General features: G+C 69.0%; 13 protein-coding genes and 1 pseudogene. 4 read left to right on the forward strand and 10 right to left on the reverse strand.

Going from position 1 to position 20,138, the window contains the following annotated elements; genetic code table 11:
• Window positions 1–57 precede the first annotated feature (57 nt).
• The 6 genes and pseudogenes from Pla163_RS01435 to Pla163_RS01460 form a co-directional block, all read right to left on the reverse strand.
• A pseudogene (locus Pla163_RS01435) lies at window positions 58–255 on the reverse strand (SelT/SelW/SelH family protein); the annotation flags it as partial.
• 133 nt (window positions 256–388) lie between these two features.
• Window positions 389–1,378 carry an FG-GAP-like repeat-containing protein gene (locus Pla163_RS01440; RefSeq protein WP_145182473.1) on the reverse strand — a complete coding sequence of 330 codons (990 nt, stop codon included), beginning with the start codon at window positions 1,376–1,378 and terminating at the stop codon, window positions 389–391.
• Window positions 1,379–1,387: 9 nt separating this feature from the next.
• Complete coding sequence (locus tag Pla163_RS01445; protein WP_145182476.1) at window positions 1,388–1,729, reverse strand: hypothetical protein; 342 nt, start codon at window positions 1,727–1,729, stop codon at window positions 1,388–1,390.
• Between the two features lie 158 nt (window positions 1,730–1,887).
• Window positions 1,888–2,247, reverse strand: a complete 360-nt coding sequence (locus tag Pla163_RS01450) for a VOC family protein (protein WP_145182478.1) — start codon at window positions 2,245–2,247, stop codon at window positions 1,888–1,890.
• Window positions 2,248–2,372: 125 nt separating this feature from the next.
• On the reverse strand, window positions 2,373–3,314 hold the full coding sequence (locus Pla163_RS01455) for a hypothetical protein (RefSeq protein WP_145182482.1): 942 nt from the start codon (window positions 3,312–3,314) through the stop codon (window positions 2,373–2,375).
• Between the two features lie 68 nt (window positions 3,315–3,382).
• Window positions 3,383–4,741, reverse strand: a complete 1,359-nt coding sequence (locus Pla163_RS01460; RefSeq protein ID WP_145182485.1) for a class I SAM-dependent methyltransferase — start codon at window positions 4,739–4,741, stop codon at window positions 3,383–3,385.
• 568 nt (window positions 4,742–5,309) lie between these two features.
• Here Pla163_RS01460 and Pla163_RS01465 point away from each other — a divergent pair.
• Entirely contained in the window at window positions 5,310–7,535 is a 2,226-nt protein-coding gene (locus Pla163_RS01465) for an FG-GAP repeat domain-containing protein (protein WP_145182488.1), read from the forward strand.
• Between the two features lie 4 nt (window positions 7,536–7,539).
• The gene (locus tag Pla163_RS01470; RefSeq protein ID WP_419186194.1) at window positions 7,540–10,062 is read left to right on the forward strand and encodes an FG-GAP repeat domain-containing protein; all 2,523 of its coding nucleotides are present in this window, start codon (window positions 7,540–7,542) and stop codon (window positions 10,060–10,062) included.
• Window positions 10,063–10,100: 38 nt separating this feature from the next.
• On the opposite strand, the gene Pla163_RS01475 is transcribed toward Pla163_RS01470, so the two are convergent.
• The 3 genes from Pla163_RS01475 to Pla163_RS01490 form a co-directional block, all read right to left on the reverse strand.
• Window positions 10,101–10,886 carry a 2OG-Fe(II) oxygenase family protein gene (locus Pla163_RS01475; protein ID WP_145182494.1) on the reverse strand — a complete coding sequence of 262 codons (786 nt, stop codon included), beginning with the start codon at window positions 10,884–10,886 and terminating at the stop codon, window positions 10,101–10,103.
• Window positions 10,883–13,636, reverse strand: coding sequence for a formate dehydrogenase subunit alpha (gene fdhF, locus Pla163_RS18565; protein ID WP_419186195.1), 2,754 nt, complete (start codon window positions 13,634–13,636; stop codon window positions 10,883–10,885). Before fdhF ends, Pla163_RS01475 begins: the two co-directional genes overlap by 4 nt.
• Window positions 13,637–13,786: 150 nt before the next feature.
• Window positions 13,787–15,940 carry a hypothetical protein gene (locus tag Pla163_RS01490; RefSeq protein WP_145182503.1) on the reverse strand — a complete coding sequence of 718 codons (2,154 nt, stop codon included), beginning with the start codon at window positions 15,938–15,940 and terminating at the stop codon, window positions 13,787–13,789.
• 355 nt (window positions 15,941–16,295) lie between these two features.
• Between Pla163_RS01490 and Pla163_RS01495 the strand changes: the two genes are divergently transcribed.
• Window positions 16,296–16,709 (forward strand): hypothetical protein, encoded by a 414-nt coding sequence (locus Pla163_RS01495; protein ID WP_145182506.1) that lies wholly within the window; start codon window positions 16,296–16,298, stop codon window positions 16,707–16,709.
• Between the two features lie 132 nt (window positions 16,710–16,841).
• On the opposite strand, the gene Pla163_RS18570 is transcribed toward Pla163_RS01495, so the two are convergent.
• A complete protein-coding gene (locus Pla163_RS18570; RefSeq protein ID WP_419186196.1) occupies window positions 16,842–18,755 on the reverse strand; it encodes a hypothetical protein in 1,914 nt (637 codons plus the stop codon).
• Between the two features lie 842 nt (window positions 18,756–19,597).
• Here Pla163_RS18570 and Pla163_RS01505 point away from each other — a divergent pair.
• Window positions 19,598–20,137: a hypothetical protein gene (locus Pla163_RS01505; RefSeq protein WP_145182509.1), complete on the forward strand. Its 540-nt coding sequence runs from the start codon at window positions 19,598–19,600 to the stop codon at window positions 20,135–20,137.
• Window position 20,138 lies beyond the last annotated feature (1 nt).

Consider the following 20,138-nt stretch of genomic DNA (forward strand, 5'->3'; position numbering starts at 1 on the left):
GCCGCACCGAACGAATCGGTGCGGCGCCGCCGTGCGTTCAGGTGGGAGGACCGACGCTCAACGCAGCGCGTCCATCTCGATGAAGCGGTTCGGGATCTCCTGGTAGGCCGGGAAGCGCTTCTCGCGCAGCTTGCTGAAGATCAGTTGGCCGTCGCGGCTGACCTCGAAGGCGCCGTTGTCGCCCTTCACCACGTCGAAGGTGAAGTCGGTGTCGGGGAAGACGCCTTTCAACTCGGCGACCAGACCGGTCGCCTGCGGGAGGTAGTTTCAGCGGACGCAGTATTCGATGCGGATGTCCATGGTCTCGATGGGGTGGAGGTCGAAGGACGGAGCGGGCGAGCTCGATCCTAGGTGTTCGGCAGCCGAGCTCCAGCCTTCGGATCGCTGATCACAGTCGTTCGAAGAAGAAGACGCGGGCGCGCTCGCCGACCTGGGGGATCGAGCGATCGAGCTCGTCCTGCAGCGGTTGCAGCTCGACGAGGACCTCCTGGACCGCCGCGTTCGTGGCGTCGTCCAGGTCGCCGTTCTCCTCGATCACGCCGTCCCGCACGATCTGGTCGATCCGCTTCTCGAGGGCCCGGATCCGCTCGGTCACCTCCGCCACGCGCGCCTCCTGTTCCGGCGTCAGGGCGCGCGGCTCGGGCGTAACCTCGAGGTAGCCGCCCACCAGAAGGTCGAGGTCGCCGTCGCCGTCGTAGTCCACCGCGTCGGCGTAGGTGCCGCGTTCGGGGCCCGAGTGGGCGGCTCCGCCCCGAGGCGTGCGGTCGACGGTGTTGTACAGGAGCGCGATCGGCACACCGAACGCGGGCTCCTGGCGAGTACCGCGGTTCAGGTAGGCGAACACGCCGCCTCCGAAGCTGCCGCACACCAGGTCGAACAGGCCGTCGCCGTTCCAGTCCACGACACGTGGCGCCGTGCATCCGCCCGGAACGGTGAGGTGTTCGCTGGTGCGGACCTGAGTGGCGGCCGACGCCGATGCGTCCACGTCGCCGATGCTGGTCAGGATCGGCTCGCTCACGCCGGAGTAGACCGGTTCGGTGCGCGTTCCCACGTTGCGCTGCACGTACAGCCGACCCTTCTTCGCACCCAACACGAGGTCGAGGTCCCCGTCGCCGTCCCAGTCCACCGCCGCGGTCGAGATCATGTGGTCGGCCGGGTTCGGCGCGCCCGCGGGGCCGCGTTCCGCGTCGTCCCAGGACTCGGTCTCGTAGTTCCAGAAGGACGAGAGCTGCACCTGCCGGCCCTCGACGTCGCGGATCCGCTCGAAGGGCTGGTAGCCCCGTTCCGAGCCTCGCACGAGGAACGCCGCGCCGTCGAACGTGCCGGCGACGAGGTCCATGTGGCCGTCCGCGTCGAAGTCCACCAACTGTGGACACATGCCGATGCATCACCAGTTGGGCAGTTCGACGTTCGCGCCGTCGAAGTACTGGACGCGTTCGCGCGGGCCGAAGCGCACCGAGGCGTCGTCGGTCGCGATCCGTTCGTAGCGGAACAGGTTGCCCCACAGGTCGCCGACCACCAGCTCCGTGTCGCCGTCGCCGTCCACGTCGAAGAGGACCGGCGACGGGTACAGGAGGTCGTCCGCTCCGTTCAGCGGTGCGTCGCCCGCGCGGACCATGACCGGCGCAGCGAAGCGCGGGCCCCGAGCCTTCGCCGCGGCCGGTCCGAGCGAGTCCGCGGCGTCCTGGGCACCGCTGAGGAGAAGGCCGAGTGCGATCGTCGTGAGCATGGTTCGGTCGGGTGGGGTGGAACGAGGCCCGATCGTCGCGGGTGCGCGCGGCCGTCGTCGGAGAACGGGCGGTACGGCCAAGACGTCGGAAGTTCGTCTCCGCTCACGCCTGTCCGCTGCGTGGTTCGAAGCCGGTTCGAGAGCTGTTCGAAGCCGGTTCAGTAGCGCGGTTCGTACAGGTCGATCCGCACGCCGCCGGGCATTTCGAGCTCGATCACGAGGCCGTAGCCGCGGTCCTCGATCTCGGTGGCGAACTCGACGCCGCGGCCCTTCAGTTCTTCCACCGTCTTCGCGATGTCCGCGCAGGTGAACGACACGCTGTGGGTGCCCGAGGGCGGACCACCCGGATCGCCCATCGGGGGCAGCGTCGGATGCACACCCATGTCGGCCTGCGTGAAGTCGTAGATGAGCCAGCCGTGGCCGACGTCCTTGGCCGGGAGGCCGAGCTTGTCGCGCAGGAACTCGCGCAGGGCCTCGGGTTCGCTCGAATAGAACATGCCGTGGATGCCGTTGATCATCGGCCCAGTGTAGGCACGTTCGGATCCCGTCGCTCCGAACGCGGAGCGGGCCCCCGCTGCACCACGCGAGGTGCGACAGGGGCCCGCTCCGTGCGGCTGTTGCGGGCGTCGGTGCCCGCGCCGGGTCACTCGATCGAACGCGTCCAGGTCTGGCCGTCGTTGGCCGAGCTGTCGACCCAGCCCGCGCCCGCGAGCATGTTGCCGGTGCTGACGCGGCTGAGCGCGGCGTCGAAGCGCGGGATGCGCTCGAGGCCGACGTACAGACCGGAGCCGTTGGGCGTCTCGCACACGATGCCGTCCTGGTTGACGAAGAAGGCGCGCTCGCCGCTGACGCCGTGGTCGAGCGGCCAGGCGTAGCAGACCCACACGTGCGCGGCGGCCATCGGCTCGGGCGTCGTTCCGGTCGTGCTCGCACCGCCGAGGCCCGTGCTGCCCGCTTCCGCGAGACCGGGGTAGACGTCGTTCTCGTCGCCGGGGCCCGGCAGGTGCATCTGGAAGACGTACCCGTCGCGCACGAGCACCGTTCCGCGCACGGTCGACTTCAGTTCGCCGAAGCCGCGGTCGAGCAGCGGCGTGGCGGTGGGCTGTGGGACTCGGGCCGCGACCGGGGCCTCATCGGTGGACGCATCGGCTTCGAGGTCGCCGTCGACGTCGCCGCCCGACGACTCGGCGACGTCCACGTCGAACGACTCGGGCGCGGTGCGCAGCGGCGCGAGTCCCATGAGTTCACCGAAGTAGGCGTACTCGCCGAATCCGTCCTGATCGACGTCGATCAGCAGACGTTCCTGGGCGTCGCGCTGGGCGGCGGTGATCGTGTTCAGGGCTTCGACCGCCGCGCGCTCGTTCGAGCGCATGAAGGTCTCCTCGATGCCGGCGACACTTCCGGACAGGGCCTGGGTGCGCGCGAGCGGCGAGCTCGAACCCATCAGGCTGGCCTGCACGTGAACGGCCGTGACCGGAGTCGAGTCGTCGCGCGTGGTGAGGACGAAGAGGCCGGCCAGAACGGTCGCGAGACCGAGGCCGGTACAGACGAGAACGGTGGCGTCGTTGGGGTGGGTGCTGGACATGGCGAGGGGGGGATCGGCCGCCCGCGCCGCGGATCCTGAGCAGACCTCGAGGTTCTCGTTCGTCCCCGTCAGGCCACTTCGCACGGATGCGGGGCGTAGACCAGGTCGCGCTCGACGAGCGCCAGCAGCGCCGCTCGAGCCGCCGACTCCGGCAGGCCGCGGCCCACGAGTTCGGCGATCAGCTCGGCCCCGCGCCACGGGCGTGCGCGCCGCGACGCGAGGGCCGCGGCCAGCGCGGTCGGTGCGTCGGACAAGGGCTCGGCCGGGTGTTGGCGCTCGCGTACGGCGACCGCCTCGGTCCGCAGGCCCGCCGGCGCGACCCGCGTCGTGACCTCGAAGGCCGCGTCGGGGTGGGCGAGCAGCACCGTCGCGTCGAGCTGGGTCGCGGCGAGCGGTTCGCGCGGACCGTTCTCCGGCCGGCAGAAGCGCGCTTCGAGTCGGTCGGGCGCGGCGAGCTGTTCGATCGCGCGCAGTTGTTCGAGCGGCGGACGCTGCTCGAGCGCCGCGAGTGCCGCCGGGTCGGTGATCCAACGGGCCGGGTCCCAGGCGCGGCGGTCCGGAAGCTCGAGCGGCGCGAGTCCGGCCTCGGTCGCGGCTTCGATCAATTCGGTCACCGAATAGGCCCGTTCGCGCGGGTGCAGGTAGCGGTCGGCGAACTCGACGTCGCCACAACGCGCCGCGCTCGCGAACGGACAGGCCGGATCGAGCGCGTCCGCGCGGCTCGCGCACAGCCTGCGCCCCAGCGCGATGCGCGCGTCGAACCCGAGGTCGGCGGGAACCGCTGCGGTGACGGCAGCCGCGACGCGGTGGATCGGTGCGCGACCGAGGCGCGCGTAGACCATCACGTCGAGGACGCCGTGCGGCGCTAGCACGTCACCGAGCCGCGCGAGCGCCGCAGTTGGATCGTCGAGGTGGTGGACCACGCCCGACGAGCGGATCACGTCGAAACCACCGTCGGGCACGTCGAGTCCGGCGAGTGTCGCGAGGTCGACCTCGGCCACGCGCACGTTCGTGAGTCCGAACGCGCGCACGCGCTCGCGCACCTCGTCGAGCGCGCGGCGGTTGAGGTCGATGCCGAGGTACTCGACGTCGGGCTGCACCGTTGCTTCGCCGAGCAGTCCGACGCCGCGACCGCACCCGGCGTCGAGCACGCGCAGCGGACGGCCGAGCGCTCCCGTGTCGGCGCGCGTCAGTCGACCGGTCGACAGCACCTGCCGCACGTCGTACCCCGCGCGCAGCATCGGCGGCCCGTCGGGGTAGGGGTAGCGGTCGTAGAGCTCGCGGACGGCGCGGTCGGTGGCGGTGGGGGACGCTGCGGCGGAGTTGGTGCTGCTGTTGCGAACGCCGGCGCCGTGGGCGGGCGAGTGCGCGTCGGAACGGCAGGCGGCGAGCGGCGACGGACTGGTGGCGGGGTGGGTGCTGTGCATGGGCGGTCGGCGCTGGGCGGCGCGTGCTGGAGAGCGGCGGGGAACGCGCGCTGGTCGGGGAGTCGTCGACCGACCCAGGTCCGCCCTTGATCCGGGCTTGGGGTGACGGGGCGCGTCCTCTCCCTGGGGGGAGCGGCGATCCGCCCGGGGGGTCGTGTTGGGTGCTCTAGACTCGTGGAGCGCCCGCCCGCCCCAGTCGCCACCCCCAGCTCGCTCCATGCGCTTCCAGACCCTGGCAGCTCCCGCTGCCGCCGCCCTGTCGTTCGCCCTTCTTGCCGGTCCGCTCGCCGCCCAGACGCCCTGTCCGGACGCGGCCGACTCGGTCTTCCTGGGCGGCGGGACCGCTGGATCGGCCGGCGTGCCGAGCCTCGGCTACGAAGGCTCGCCGATCGTCGGCAACCCGCTGCGCATGCGCGTGACCGGAGCGCGCCCCAACGCCCACGGCTGCGTCGGCTTCAGCGCGTTCGAGACGCCGATCGCGATCCCGTTCTTCGGCGCGACCGTGCACCCGGGCTTCCCGCTGTTCGCGCTCGAGCTGTTCGTGACGGACGGCGATGGGCGCTCGCCGGTGCTGCTCGACGTGCCTGTCGTCGATGCGAGCCTGTGCGGCGTCACGTTCGTCGCGCAGGGGATGATCGAGGATCCGAACGGTCCGAACGGGACGGCGTTCACGGCGGGGCGGCGGGTCGAGTTGGGCGTCGCGGGCCGAGACGTGCCCTTCGTCGGCCGCATCTACGACTTTCCGCTCCTGGCCAGATTCGTCGAAGGGCTGTGGGACCTGGACGGTGACGGCAACCTCGACGTCGCCGGGACGACCGCTGATGGCGAGTCGATCGCGATCGCCCATGGTGACCACGAGGGAGGTTTCGATCCACCCATCCTGATCGACGCCGATCCGGACTCGGGGCGCGTCGGGGTCGGGGACTTCGACGGTGATGGCACTCTCGACTTCGTCACCGCGAACGACGACAGCAGCTCGCTCGGTTGCTTGCTCGGGCAAGGGAGCCGCGCCTACCAGGCTCCCACAGCAGCGGCGTATCCCGACCTGTCCTTCATGGCGCTCGACCTCGAAGTGGGGGACCTGGACTCCGATGGACACGACGATGTGGTCATTGTCCTTCGCGGCCCCGTGAGCGCCGAGAATCGTTGCGTCGTCTACTGGGGCTCGGCGGTCGGTTTGGCCGGGCCGGGCCAGGTCCTCTTGGTGGAGGACCTGAAAGAGGTCGAGATCGCCGACGTCGACGGCGACGGCGCGCTCGACATCGCGGTGACCTGGAAAGAGGTACAGGTGCTTCGCAACTTGGGCAGTCGGACGTTCGCTGCGCCCGTCGTCACGTCGCTGGGCGGCAACATCTCGGTCTTCGAGTTTGCCGACTGGGATGGCGACGGAGCGGCGGACCTCGTCACCTTTGCGCCTCCAGGGTTGGGGCTGTACGTCCGGTGGGGCGTCGGCGACGGAACGTTCGAGCCGCCTGTGGGTGTGATAACCGCCGTCGGCACCTGGCGTTGGGCATTCGTCGATGTCGAGCCTGGAGGACACCCCGAACTCATCGTCCACGAACGACTCGAAGGGCGCACGACCGTCCTACGACTCGAGCCCGGTCGCTCGGTCGTCGTGTCGAGCGAGAATCTCCACGAGCTTGCCGGGCAAACACTCAGTGTCGCGGATGTCGATCGAGACGGCATGACCGACCTGGTCACGTTCGGCGCCCTGAGAGACGGCATCACGGTCCATCGAGGTGTGGCGGATGGTGGTTTCGAAGTTCCGAATCCTGTAACGACGATGGAGTATGCGAGTCGGATCGGTGCAGCGGACCTCGATCTCGATGGCGATCTCGATCTAGTCTGCACGAGCGTCGCAGTGGACGCACTGACCATTCACTTGAACGATGGTGAAGGTGGCTTCTCGCTGCCCGTCAACTTCCGCGGCTTGAACAACGCAGACCGGTTCGTCGTTGCGCGGGTCGACGAGGGTCCCGTCCCCGACGTGCTCGCCATCGACAACACCGGGGGACGCCGGCTCGTCGTCTTCCTCGGGATCGGCGACGGAGCGTTCACACCCCCGACGGCCGTCGATCTCGAAAGCCGGCCGCTGGCCATTGCAGCGCTCGATACGCACCCCGAGCGAGTCGTGGCTATCACGACGGACAGTGCGACGCTCGAACTCCGATCGCTGGAATCGGACGGGAGTCTGAGCGCGCCATTCGTACTCGATCTCGCAACGGGTGACGGGCGAGAACTGATCTTCGGCGACCTCGACGCCGACGGAGACAAGGATCTCGTCGTCGCGACGGAGGACCTGGCCGGGATCGAGGTCTTCATCAACGATGGCGTTGGTGGGTTCACACCTGGGGCGGTCTTCGATCCATCCTTCGAAGTGTTCCAAAACTTCGGCGAGCTCGCGCTGTACGACGACGATACGGATGGAAACCTCGATCTACTCGCGGGGGTCCTCGGACCCGACCGTGCACTCATCGTCGTTCACGGAAACGGGGCTGGGTCGTTCGACGGCGCCGAGATCGTCGAGGGGAAGGGGGCCATCAGGCTCGCTGTTGGTGACATCGATGGAGATGGATGGGACGAGCTGGTCACCGCGGACTTCTGGACCGGAGACATCGCCCTCGTTCGAGGAGGCGGGGCTTCGGGATTGGACGCACGCCTCCGATTCGACGGCGGTGGCAGGGTCGGTGACTTCGTCATCGGCGACTTCAACGGCGACGGGCTCGACGACCTGGCGGCATCCAACTTCGAACGAGCCAGGATCGCTGTTCTCCTCAACCGCACCTTCCGCTGAAGCCATGCTCGCTCTCACACTCTCTACGGTTGCGGTCTTCGCCGCGTCGACCATCTTCGGGCCCACCGGAGACTCTCCCTCGTCGACCAACTTGGGAGGAGGCTCCCTCGGTACTCGTGGGACGCCGCAGATGGGCTTCGTCGGCTCGCCCGCTGTTGGTGGTTCGTTCCGCCTTCGACTCTCCTCCGCAGCGCCTGGAGCCGTGGGCTTGATCGGTGTCGGCACCGTCGAGCAACCGATCTTTATGCCGATGTTCGACGCGACCGTGCATCTCGGTGCGCCGCTCTTCGCGACTGAGCTCGTGCTGATCGACACCAGCGGTGTCGCGTACGGCACGCTCGTGCCGGTGTCGTTCTCGCCCAACCTGTGTGGGATCGAATTCCTGAGCCAGGCGATGATCGTCGACGCGAAGGCGAGCGGAGGTCTCGCGTTGTCCAATGGTCGGCGCTTCTCGATCGGCGAGGACGATGACGGTCCGCTGCTTCCGCAGCCGCTCTTTCGACTGCCGGGGCGTCCGGACGCCATCGCGGCAGGCGACTTCGACGGCGACGGGATCGACGACGTCGTTGTGGGCGACTTCACACTCGAGACGCTCTCGGTCGTTCTGTCTCGCAGCGGTGGGGACCGGGTGCTCGGCGGGAGTGTTCAACTACCGGAGCGCGCGACGGATGTCGAGGTCGGGGACTTCGACGGCGACGGAAAAGTCGACGCGCTGGCGCTGTCAGGGACAGCAGGCTGGGCCCATGTCTGCGTAGGAGACGGTGCTGGCAATCTCGTCCATGCGTCGTCGTTTCCGACCGGGGGGCTCTCGAGCGACATGGTCGTCGGGGACTTCGATGGAGATGGTGTGCTCGATGTCGCTGTTTCGAACGACGCGTTCGGGGCCATCTCGTTGGCGCTCGGTCATGGAGACGGGAGCTTCGGTCTGCCGTTCGCCTTCTCGGTCCCAGGAACTCCTGTGTTTCTCACGTCCGCCGACTTGAACGGTGATGGAGACCTCGACCTCGCCGTCGCGATGTACGACCAGTCTCGGATGGGGGTCCTCGACAACGATGGCAACGGAACGTTCTCACTCACTGTCGAATTCGGTCTCCCGGGATCTCCTCGTGGGATCGGTGTCGGAGACTTCGATGGCGACGGTGCGATCGATGTCGTCACTACTACGTCTAGCCTGACCAACGTCACTCTCGGTGATGGAGCAGGTGGATTCGGCGGCTTGATCCAGAGCTCGTGGCTCGGGTTCCGAATTGCGGTTGCCGACCTGGACGGCGACGGCCGCGACGATCTTGTTTCGACCAAGGGCGATCGAATCGCGATCTACAGGGGCGTTGGTGACGGAACCTTCGTCGATGCTGCCACAGTCCCGGTCTATGCGTACACAAGCTTGGCAGTCGGCAATCTCGATGGTCGCAGCGAACTCGATCTCGCTGTGCTGTGGGCTGACAATCTTCCGGAGTTGAGTGGTGTTGTCGCCGTCTTCGGGCACGCGGACGAGCTGGGAGTCCCGGTCGAGATCGGCGGACCCCAATTCGAAGGGAAAGTGGGAGCAGCGGGAGACGTGGATGGCGACGGGTTCGACGAACTTGTCGTTGCGACGGATTCCAACGCCGTCGTCACGTTCGACGGTGGTGGGAGCTTCGACCTGGTGGCGACGTCGTCGCGAGACGTCGGGATGCTGCTCTCGAAGATGCTGCTCGAGGACGTCAACGGCGATGGGCGCCTCGATGTCGTAGCGCTCGGACCCGTGGAGAGTGATGTTCTCTTGGTGCTGATCGGAAGAGGGAACGGCACGTTCCTCCCACCGGTCTTCCGCTCGACCGGCGATCGACCCGAGGGTCTCGGTATCGGAGACCTCGACGGCGACGGGCATCTGGACATCGCGACTGGGAACAATAACTCGAACGACATCTCGCTCTTCCTTGGCGATGGCACTGGTGTCTTCTCGGACCCACAGCTCATTCCCTTCGCGGAGAACGTCAAGAAGTTCACGGTCGTAGACCTGACGGGCGATGGCGTGGCGGAGGTTCTGACCGCCGGCCCGCAGCCGGACCTCCTAAGGGTCTGGAACTGGTCGTCGAGCGGCATGGTGCTGGCCAACAGCTACCCCGTGCCCAGCCTGTCGAACAGGATCGTTGCTACGGATGTCGACTTCGATGGTGATGTCGACGTCATCGTCCAAGCTCGTGTCGAGGTCGTCGTATTCGAGAACCTCGGTGGCGGCGCTCTCACGGCGGTAGGTTCGTTGATCGACACCTCCTACCCCTTCAATGATGTCATGGTCGAGGACCTGGATGGCGACGGTGTTCAAGATCTCATCGTCGAACGCACCTTGTTGGAGAGCCGCGGTTTGAGCGTCTACGTCTCCGAGGATGACCTTGCCGTTGGGCCGGAGCGTCCCTACGTCTCCTCGCTCGCGCGGGCTCCGTTCGCTCAGGGTGACTTCGACGGCGATGGTGTCACCGACCTCGTGGTGTTCGACGACTTCCTGGACATCGCGTTCGTCCTTCCGGGACAGCTTTTTCGCTAGGGGCTGGTCGGTGCGGCGGCGACCGGAGGCAGTGGCTGTCAACTCGACCGTGGACGCCCGTGCGCCGCTCGTTGCGGCCCCGCGTACATCCCGCACCAGGGCTCGCACTGGATCGTGCGCGCGCCGCCGCGCCGGCTCGACGCCCGGCACCACAGGATCAGATTGCGGCGGCGGCCGCGGCGGATGGGCTCGACGCGGTGGCGGTGGGCGCCGGCGTGCAGGATCGCGGTGCCGGGCCTGTGCTCGACCTCGATCGTCTCGTCGCCGAACACGACCGTTTGGCGGTGCAGCTCGCAGCGCAGGCCCATGAGCGTCAGTTCGGAACCGTCGAACGGCGCGTCGCCCAGGCACAGGTTGAGCGTGACCTCGGAGTCGTCCACGTGGAAGCCCAGGTCCTGGTCCGCGTCCTTCGCGTACTCGACCAGGTAGCCGTGGTGCGCGTCCAGATCCGCGCCGGCGAACTCGGTGAACAGGTGGCGCGCGATCGGCCGCACCGCGTTCGCCAGCAGGTCGTCCAGCACCCACTCGAGCAACAATTCGTCGAGCGCGACCCCGTGCGCGTGCATCGAGTTCGGCGCGTCGAGCTCCTCACCCGCGTCGAGTAGCACCTGGCGGCGCGCGTCGATCTCGCCGAGCAGCGTCGTCGCGAACTCCGGGGTCAGCATCGGAACACGCCAGGCGTGCGGCGCGACCTCTTCGGCCAGCGCGCGCCAGCCATCCGCAGTGCCCGACGCGCGCGCCGCCAGGAAGCGCGGATCGAAGGCGCCGTCGCCGAGGCGCTCGACCGATCGGGCGGGACCGTCGTTCGGGTCGCCGCCGCTCACGCCAGGACGCCGCTCGCCTTCTCGATCTTCACCGGACAGACCTTCAGTTCGGCCGTGTCCGTGATCGGGTCGTAGCCGCCGCCGGTCAGGTTGTTGACCGGCACGTCGCCGAACGAGAACGAGCAGAACACGGTGCCGCGCGGCGAGACGTTCGTGGCGTGGACCTTGACCACGACTTCGCCGCGGCGGCTCGACATCACGGCCAGGTCGCCGTCCACGAGGCCCCACGCGGCGCAGTCGTCCGGGTGCACCTCGACCAGCTCTTCGGGCACCATCCAGTCGCTGCCCGCCGATCGGCCGGTCATCGTGCGCGTGTGGTAGTGCGCGAGGCGGCGACCCGTCGTGAGCCAGACCGGGTACTCGTCGTCGATCACCTCGGCCGGGTCGCGGTAGCTGGGCGTCGTGAACAGCCCGCGCCCACGCAGGAACTCGCCCTCGTGCAGGATCGGCGTGCCGGGGTGCCCCTTCTCGGGCACCGGCCAGTGGTGGCGTCCCTCGGCGACCAGCTCCCAGTCGAGTCCGGCGTAGGTGGGGGAGAGCGCGCAGAACTCGTCGAACACCTCGTTCGCGCCCTGCCAGTCGAATCCGGCGAGGCCCATGCCGCGCGCGATGCCGGCGACGATCTCCCAGTCCGGCTTGGCGGTGCCGGGGGGCGGAACGGCGGCGCGCACGCGCTGGGGGCGGCGCTCGGTGTTCGCGAACACACCGTCCGTCTCGGCCCAACCGGTGCAGGGGAAGACCACGTCGGCGAGTTGCGCCGTCTCGGTCAGGAACATGTCCACGACGACCAGATGGTCGAGCGACTCGAGCGCGTGCGTGCAGTGCACGCGGTCGGGGTCCGACACGACGGTGTTCTCACCGACGATCAGCATGGCGCGGATCTGCTCGCCGCACTGCTCGAGCGCGCGCACCTTCGTGATGCCCTTCTTCGCGTCCACCTTCACGCCCCAGGCCTTCTCGAACTTGGCCTGGTTGGCGAGGTCGGTCACCGGTTGGAAGCCGGGGAAGTTGTTCGGCAGCGCGCCACAGTCGCCGGCGCCCTGGATGTTGTTCTGGCCGCGCATCGGATTGATGCCCGTGCCTTCGCGACCGATGTGCCCGGTGAGGAGCGCCAGGTTGCACAGGCTCTGCACGTTGTCGACGCCGCAGATGTGCTCGGTGATGCCGAGCGTGTAGTAGATCGCTCCGCGCTCGGCCTTCGCGTAGGCGATCGCCGCCGCTTCGATGTCGGCGGCCGGCACGCCGCAGATGCCCTCGGCCCACGTCGGCGTGAAGTCGGCGACGTGACGTGCGAGCTCCTCGTAGTTCTCGGTGCGCTCTTCGACGAAGCGGCGGTCGACCAGGCCTTCGCGAACGATGACGTGCGCCATCGCCGCCAGCAGCGCGACGTCACTGCCGACGCGCAGCCGCAGGTGGATGTCGGCCTTCTTGGCCAGCGGGATCAGACGCGGGTCGGCGACGATCAAGGTCGCGCCGCGCGCCACGGCCTTCTTGAGGCGCGTCGCGGCGACCGGGTGCGCCTCGGTCATGTTCGTGCCGATGCAGAAGATCACATCGGGCTTGTCCATGTCGCGCAGCGGGTTGCTCATCGCGCCCCTTCCGAGTGTGGCGGCCAGACCGGCCACCGTCGGTGCGTGTCACGAACGCGAACAGTTGTCGATCTGGTTCGTCTGGAAGCCGACGCGCACGAACTTCTGGACCGAGTAGGCCGACTCGTGCGGCGCGCGCCCGGAGGCCACGGCGTAGATCGAGTGCCGGCCGTGATCGTCGCGCGCCTTCGAGAATCCCGCAGCGGCGCGCTCGAACGCCTCCTCCCAGGAAGCCTCGACCAGTTCGCCGTTCTTGCGCACCAACGGCGAAGTCAAACGGTCCGCGTGCTGGACCCAGTCCCACGAGAACTGGCCCTTCACGCACAGCGCACCCTCGTTGGCGGGGCCGTCCATCGCGGGCTGCACGCCGACGAGCTTGTCGCCCTTCGTGAGCAGGTCCACCGAGCACCCCACACCGCAGTAGGGGCAGATGGTGCGCGTCTTCTCGATCGGCTCGGGCAGATCGACGAAGCGCTGCGCACGCAGGTCGCCGAGGGCGCCGGTCGGGCAGGTCTGCACGCACTGGCCGCAGAACGTGCACTCCGAGTCGCGCAGGTCTCCGTCGAACTCGGTCGTGATCTGGGTGTGGAAGCCCCGGTTCGCGATGCTGATCGCGTAGTCGCCCTCCTGCTCGGCGCAGACCCGCACGCAGCGGTAGCACGAGATGCAGTGGTCGTAGTCGCGCCCGATCATCGGGTTGCCGTCGTCCGGTCGCGAGGTGCCGGAGTGCGCGCCGGCGAAGCGCGAACCGTCGGCACCGTAGCGCGTGGCCAGGGTCTTCAGCTCCTGCGACGCGTACCCGCGCAACGGGTCGATGTCGTTCACGCTCGGGTTCTCCGAGACGACCATCTGGACCAGCGTGCGGCGGTGGCGTTCGACGCGCTCGCTGGCCGTGTGCACGACCATGCCGGGCTCGGCCACCGTCGTACAGGAGGCGACCGGGTTGCGGATCCCCTCGACCTCGACCACGCACAGCCGGCAGGACCCGAAGGCCTCGAGGCGCGGGTCGTAGCAGAGGGTGGGGATCGGGTCGCGCGAGGGGCTCGGCTCGGCGGCGCGCACCCGCACCGAGATCTCGTACAGCGTCTCGCCCTGGGCGAAGTCGACCTCGCGGCCGTCGAGAGTGATGGAGTTGCGGAGCACGGCGCTCATGGGGCCCATGATACGCAGACGAGCGCGCCTCGACGCCGCGAGCGGCGAGCTTCCCACGGGGTCGCGGGCGCGACGGAGGGCGCCCGCGCGCCCGAACCATCGGGTCGGCGTCGTGTTCGTGCCCGAGTGGCCGTCGGCGTGCGCCCGCCCGTCGCGCCCTCAGGGTTCGACCGTCTCGACCTCCATCTCGAGCGTCTCCGGTCCCCAGTCCGAGCCGAAGATGGCCGTGAAGTGCGCGCGCGACGGGAACCACCAGCCCGTGGTCGGCGACTCCCAGTCGAACTCGACCATTCCGCCGCCGCCCAGCTGTTCGATGCGCGTGGGGAGCAACGCCCCGTCGCGATCGACCCACGCGATCGTCGTGATGGTGCTCTTCCCGCGCCGCATGGCCGTGATGCGACCGTCGACCACGCGGATCCCGGACCACGTCGGCATGCCCTCGACGCCGATCCAGTCGTCGTCCTCCGCGGTCAGTGTGGCACCGGCGAACGCGACGTCGAACAAGGGTCGCGCGCACATCTCGCGCCCCGACCACATCAAGAAGCGATCTTCGACCGCGTTGATCAGGAGCCCGCGGTCGAACTCCGAGATCTTCTTGCCCTCGACGGTCGTGGTCACGTGCCGCCAGAACCCGCTGTGGAACGTCCCGAGGTCGAACGTGCCTTCGACCTTCTTGTAGCCGCCCCAGGTGCCATCGGTGCCGGGCGTCTTGGCGACGTAGGTCCCGGTCAAGCGCGCGCCCATCGACGGATAGCGGTAGTAGCCGTCCCAGGCTTCGCGCAGTCGATCGGCGACGGCGCCGGTCGGCGGCTCCGGGTTCGGGATCGCGGGCGAACTCGCGGTCCACCCGGAGAGCGAGATCACGACGTCCTTCGGGTTCTTCACCAGCAGGCCCTCGTCGTGGAACTCGTAGCGCGCGACGACGGCGGAGTCCTCGAACGGCTGCCAGCGGAAGCTGCGGCGCTCGACACCCTGGCTCTGACTGTCGCGCCAGCGCGAGTCCACGCGCCATGGTCCGTCGGGGCCGGTGCGCGACGTGGTCCAGTGATCGACGAGGAGCGTGTCCTCTCCTGGCGGACCGAACGCGGCGATCCGGCCGTCCTGGAGGCGGACCTCGACCGTCGAGTAGCCGAACCAGTCGCTGGCGGCATCGATCTCGACGCGCGTCGGCGTGCCCGAGGCGATCAGGCGCGGACGCCAAAGGCGCTCCTGTTCGGCGAACGCCGGTCGCGCCAGCTGCTTCGCGACGTCGAGCATGGCCCTCTTGACGGAGCTCTCGCCCTTGCTCCGGATCTGCTTGCCGTCGAGATCGGTCAGGGCGATCGCGCCGCTCTCCTCGATCGTCACGAAGCCGTCGAAGGCGTCCACGATGTCGAAGCGCCCCCCGTCGCTCCCGAACAGGCCGATCTCCGAGACGTTCGCCCGGAAGCGCGCGCGCAGCGGGAACAGCTCGGGATCGACGCGTTCCCACGAGTCCCAGGCCCGCTCGAGTTCGCTGCGCGCCAGCTCTTGGCCGTCGTCGACCACTGCGCTCCAGTCGACCGGGCGCAGGTTGCGGACCTCGACGCCGAGCGTTCCGGCTCCGTGCTCGGTACTCGTGTCGAACTGAAATTGGTCGAGCACGACCCATTCGGAGGCTTCGGGGCCGAGATGCACGCGGTAGAGCGCGGTCCCGTCGATCTCGCCCGCGAACTTCATCTCGAACATCACGTCGATCGGGTACGTGGTGCGGTTGTCCACGCGGAAGCGCGACACGTCGATGGTGCGACCGAACATCTCCGACCGTTCGCGCTCGACCTCGATCGGACCGAGGCTGACGATGCGTTCGTCGAACTCGATCTCGGACTCGGGCGAGCCCGTCGGCCAGAAGGACGCGTGTTCGACGGTGACCCGCGCGCCGCGCAGCTCCTTCTCGGAGAGCGGGATCTGCAGCGGGTACTTCTGGCGCTTCTTCGGGCCGACGAGGCGCCCCGTGCGACCGTGGATCGGCGTCCCGACGCGCTCGACCAACAGCGGCGCGGCGTCGCGGTCCTTCGGCGTGATGCGGAAGATGAGCGGCTCGGCCCACTCCGCTCCGCCGTTCTTGACCTCGATCTCGACGAGCGACGCCGCCACGTCCTTGGCGACCGCGTCGCTGCGCTTGATCGAGCACGCGAGATCGTCGAGAGCCGCCTCGAGATCGATCGCTGTGAGAGGCTGTTCGTCCCGTTCGGCGGGTTCCTGCGCGCGGACGGCGGCGCCGAGGAACGGGACGAGGGAAAGGGCCGCGAACGCGAGGGTCGCGAGCCGGACGGCGTGCGAGGTGGGGGCCATACGAGCTGAGTGGGGTTGGAGACCGGTAGGTAGGTCGACGGGGGCTGCGGGTCACCTCCACCGGGGCGCGGGGGCGGCGCCGACGTGCGAGCGTCGAGCACGGCCAACGAGCATCATGAGCACGGACGCGTGGTCCGGTGTCGCCTGCGGGCGCGGCGTTCGGATCCGGTGCACGGGCGCGCGCGAAGACCGCCGCACCCGAGCCCGCTGTTCGCTATCGCTCGTCCAACTTCGACCACCTGTGCCCGCCCACCGCAAACAGCTCCGCGTGCGCGCTCGCGCGGCCCGACTTCCCGCGGAGGCCCTGGCGCGAGCGAACGCACCGCGACTCGGTCCTCGACCCGACGCGGTCGACGTGCGCGCGCGGGCTCTGCGGCCCCTGTGGATCGCGACGTGGCCCGTGGGGGGCGGGCTCGTCGCGCTGGCCGCCGTCGCGCCGAGTTGGACCGGTTCGGTGGCCGCGGCGCTGCTTGCCGGCGTCCCTGCACTCGGGCTCTTCGTCTGCGCCGCACTGGGACGGGCGGCCGGGCGGCGGCGCGTGGCGATGGTGCTCGCCACCGCGACCACCGGGTTCCTGGCCTTCGCCACGTTCGGTGCCCTGAGCGGACTCGGCGCCCTGGACGGTCCCCATCGGCTCGCGGCCCTGTACCAACTGGGCTGCTTCGCGCTGGCCGTGGTGCACCTGGCCGTCGCGCGCTTCTGCTGGACGCGCACCAACGCGGACGGGGATGCGGCCGAAGCGACCGCCGCGCTCTACGACGAGCTGTAGGCGAGCGCGGCCGACTCGTCGGGGTTCGCGTCCGCGCCGGAACGCAGGACGCGGCCGCGCGGAACCCGAAGGTCCACGCGGCCGCGCCCGGTGCGTCGGCCCGCGAGCGCGCGGGGCGCTCGAGTCACGGGATCAGTGACCGCCGCCGGTCGGTTGTTCGGCGGGCTCGGGTTCCTCCTCGACGACGTCCTCCAGGGAGTCGGCTTCCTCCCATTCCTCCTCGTCCCATTCCGACTCTTCCCACTCCTCGAAGTCGTACTCGGTCGTGTCCCAGTCCGCGTAGGGGGACGACGCCGAGCTACGCGCTTCGCCGAGGACTCCGCCGACCATGCCGGCACCGACCAGGAGTCCGATCGGGCTCGACGCGACCATGCCGACCAGGCCGGCCATGTTCACGAGCATCGAGTTGTCCGCGCGGCCCTCTTCGATCAGGTCGTCGCCGACGACGCGGGCGAGCATGACCATCGGCTTCGCGCCGTGCATCAGTTCGGTGTACGAGGGCATGATGAGCCCCGGCTCGCGCGTCGAGCTCGGCGAACGCATCGCGTTGCCGATCGCCGAGCAGACCAGGCTCGCCAGTCCGTAGGAGTCGCCGGCCAATTGGGGGATGTCGATGAACTGGGCGCCCATCGCGCCGATCGGATCGCCGGGGAGCTGGCTGCGGAAGCCGGCGTTGGCGAGCAGACCCGCGCCGCCGCTCTTCATGTGCGCGAGCGCGCCCAACGTCGCCTGGGGCGTCATGCCGGCCACCAGGTGCGTGCCGGTGACGGCGATCGTCGCTTCGAGCGGGATCGGCAGGCCCGGGAAGGTCAGGGTCATGAGCGGCGTGCCGTCGTGCTCCCAGCCGCGGACGCGGACGTAGCCATCGGCCTCGTCGGCCGCCATCTGGTCGATCATGCCGCGCAGACGGTTGAGGGTCGCGAGCATGCCTTGGGAGTTCGAGAGCTCCATCGTCGCGACCGTCGACAGCATGCCGCCGCCACCGGTCGTGCGCGACGTGTACATCGCCATCACGCTGCCGAGGTTGTCGACGATGTCGGTGCGCAGGTCGAAGCCCGTCTCCTCACGCAGGATCGCGAGCGGGTCCTCGATGCCTTCCGCCTCGAGCATCGGCGCGACCATCTCGAGCATGTAGTCGAGCATTCCGCTGGCGTTGATCGTCGAGAGCTGCGCCCACTCGGCGTCGGTCGGCACCATCGCGTAGTCCGCTTCGGTCAGGCCGCGCTCGGCGAGCATGCCCATCGAACGCATCGTCGCGCCGTAGCCGGGCATGCTCATGACGCTGTACGAGCGCTCGGCGTCCGCGCCCGAGTCGATCTGCATCACCAGGTTCTGCAGACCGTAGGCGTCGAACATCATCGCCATCTGTTCGGCTTCCTCGGTCGACGCCTGGCTCTCCATGAAGCCGAGGAACATCTCGCTGATCTCGCCGATGTCGAGGCGCATCGACATCGTCGGACGCACGCCGGACGGCAGGGCACCGAGAGTCGGGCGGCCGGGCGCGGTCGTGCTGCCGCCCAGGCTGACGACGAAGTTCGGGCCGGAGACCTGCAGCGCGATCGGCGGCATGTCCGGCATCTCGACCAGGCGCGAACCGTCGGCGCGCGGGTCGCCGAGCGGCATGCCCATGTCGGTCAAGAGGTTCATGACCGAGCCGGCCAACTGCTGCGCGAGCTGCGGGCTGTCCTGTTGCAGTTCGAGCTGCACGAACACCGGCAGCGGCGAGTTCGGGTCGGTCGCCGGGTACACGCGCAGGCTCTTGCGGCCCATCATCAGCTTGGTCGCCACGCCGATCGCTTGCGGCGGCAGCGGCGGCATCTGGTCCTCGAGCTCGGACATCAGGTCGAGCAGGCGCCCGTCCATCATCGCCAGGGCGGCGACGAGGCCGGCGTCCTTGGGCGACGGCATCAGACCCGGCATGTCGTCGATCCACATCGAGAACAGCGGCTGGGGCGCGGCGGTGGGCGGAGCGGCGACGGGGGCGGCCGCCGGGTCCTGCAGGAGGACGAGGGCCGGAGCGAGGGCGAGCGAGGCGAACAGCGACATGGCGTTTCGAAAGTCGAGGGGTGACGAATGAGGCGAGCGGGCTTCTACCGCGATCGAGCGCGCCCATTCTGGCGAGATGCGTGCCAAATCGCGTCGATTCCGCGGGAGTTCGTGTCGGTTCGCTCCGGCGTCGGTGCAGGGACCTTTCAGCGTTGAAGCGCAGCGGCGGACCGTCGCTCGGAGGCGTTCCTCGGGACCACGTCTGAACCGCGGACGCGGCGCTCCGTACTCCCGCTCCTCGCGGCCCGGCTCTTCACAGGCCCGTTCGAACGCCGCTCGTGCGGTGGCGGTTGGGCCTCGAGGGAGCGCGAGCGCCGAAACCGGTCCCGTCCCGTTCACCACGACGCGCGCCTCCCACGCGAACCATGTCTCGACCTCTCCGCCATTTCGTGCTGGGCGCCGCGATCCTCGCCGTTCTCGGCGGTGTACTCGCAACCGTCACGGGCTCTCGAAGTCGCGAGCCGGTTGTGTCGGTTGTGTCGGTTGTGCCGGTGGAGCGGGTGGAGCACCCGACGCCAGCGCGCCTGCGGGGAGTGGCGAACGGACTGACGGCGTACTCGCACTTGCGGCTCTTCTATCCCGACGCCTCAGGCGGCACGTCGATCGCGGACATTCGGCCCGAGTGGACCTCGTCCCGGACAGGACTCGGACTCGAGATCGATTGGCTCCACCGGTCGAAGTACCGCGGGAGCCGCGTCCCCCCCGATCCCACGCGTGTCGGCGACACGCAGACCGTTCCCGCGGACTTCGTCGTGTCCGCCATGTGTCGCTCGGGCTCCAACACGCTGCTGATCGCTGGGTGGCGAGACGGACCGGTGCAAGAGGTCGTCATCGAGGAACTCGTGTTGCGCGCACCCGCGCAGCTGGCGGCAGACGGCGAAGACACGTGGTCGCCTCCGCAGGTCGCGAGTCGCACGACGCTCTATTCGGATCGCAGTCCCGACGTCGAGCCCATCGCCGCGTTCGCTCCGATGCACGTGCCGGGCACGGGGCGGAGCTTCCTCGTCAAGTGGATCATGAGCGGCACGATTGCTCGGATCGACGTGGAGAGCGGGGTCGAAACGCTCGTGGCCGGGCCCGGTGGTGGGCGGGGTGTGCTGCCCTTCGATAGGGGGCTGGAGCGGATCGACACGGCGTTCGGATACGGCGAGATGAAGGGGCTGGGCTACGTCTATTTGCTGGATTCGGAGTACCAGGACCCGTCTGGCGGCACGACGAGAGCCGAGCGCCGGCAGACCATCGAAGACGGCGAACCGCTCATGTTCATCGACGCCGACACGGATGGCGTCATCGATCGGATCGAGACCTATACGGATCTCGTGTTCCGGTCGGATGCGGAATGGGACTTCGGTCCTCTGCTCCACAACGCCGGAATCCACTAGC

Source organism: Rohdeia mirabilis, from assembly GCA_007750655.1.
GTDB lineage: Bacteria > Planctomycetota > UBA1135 > UBA1135.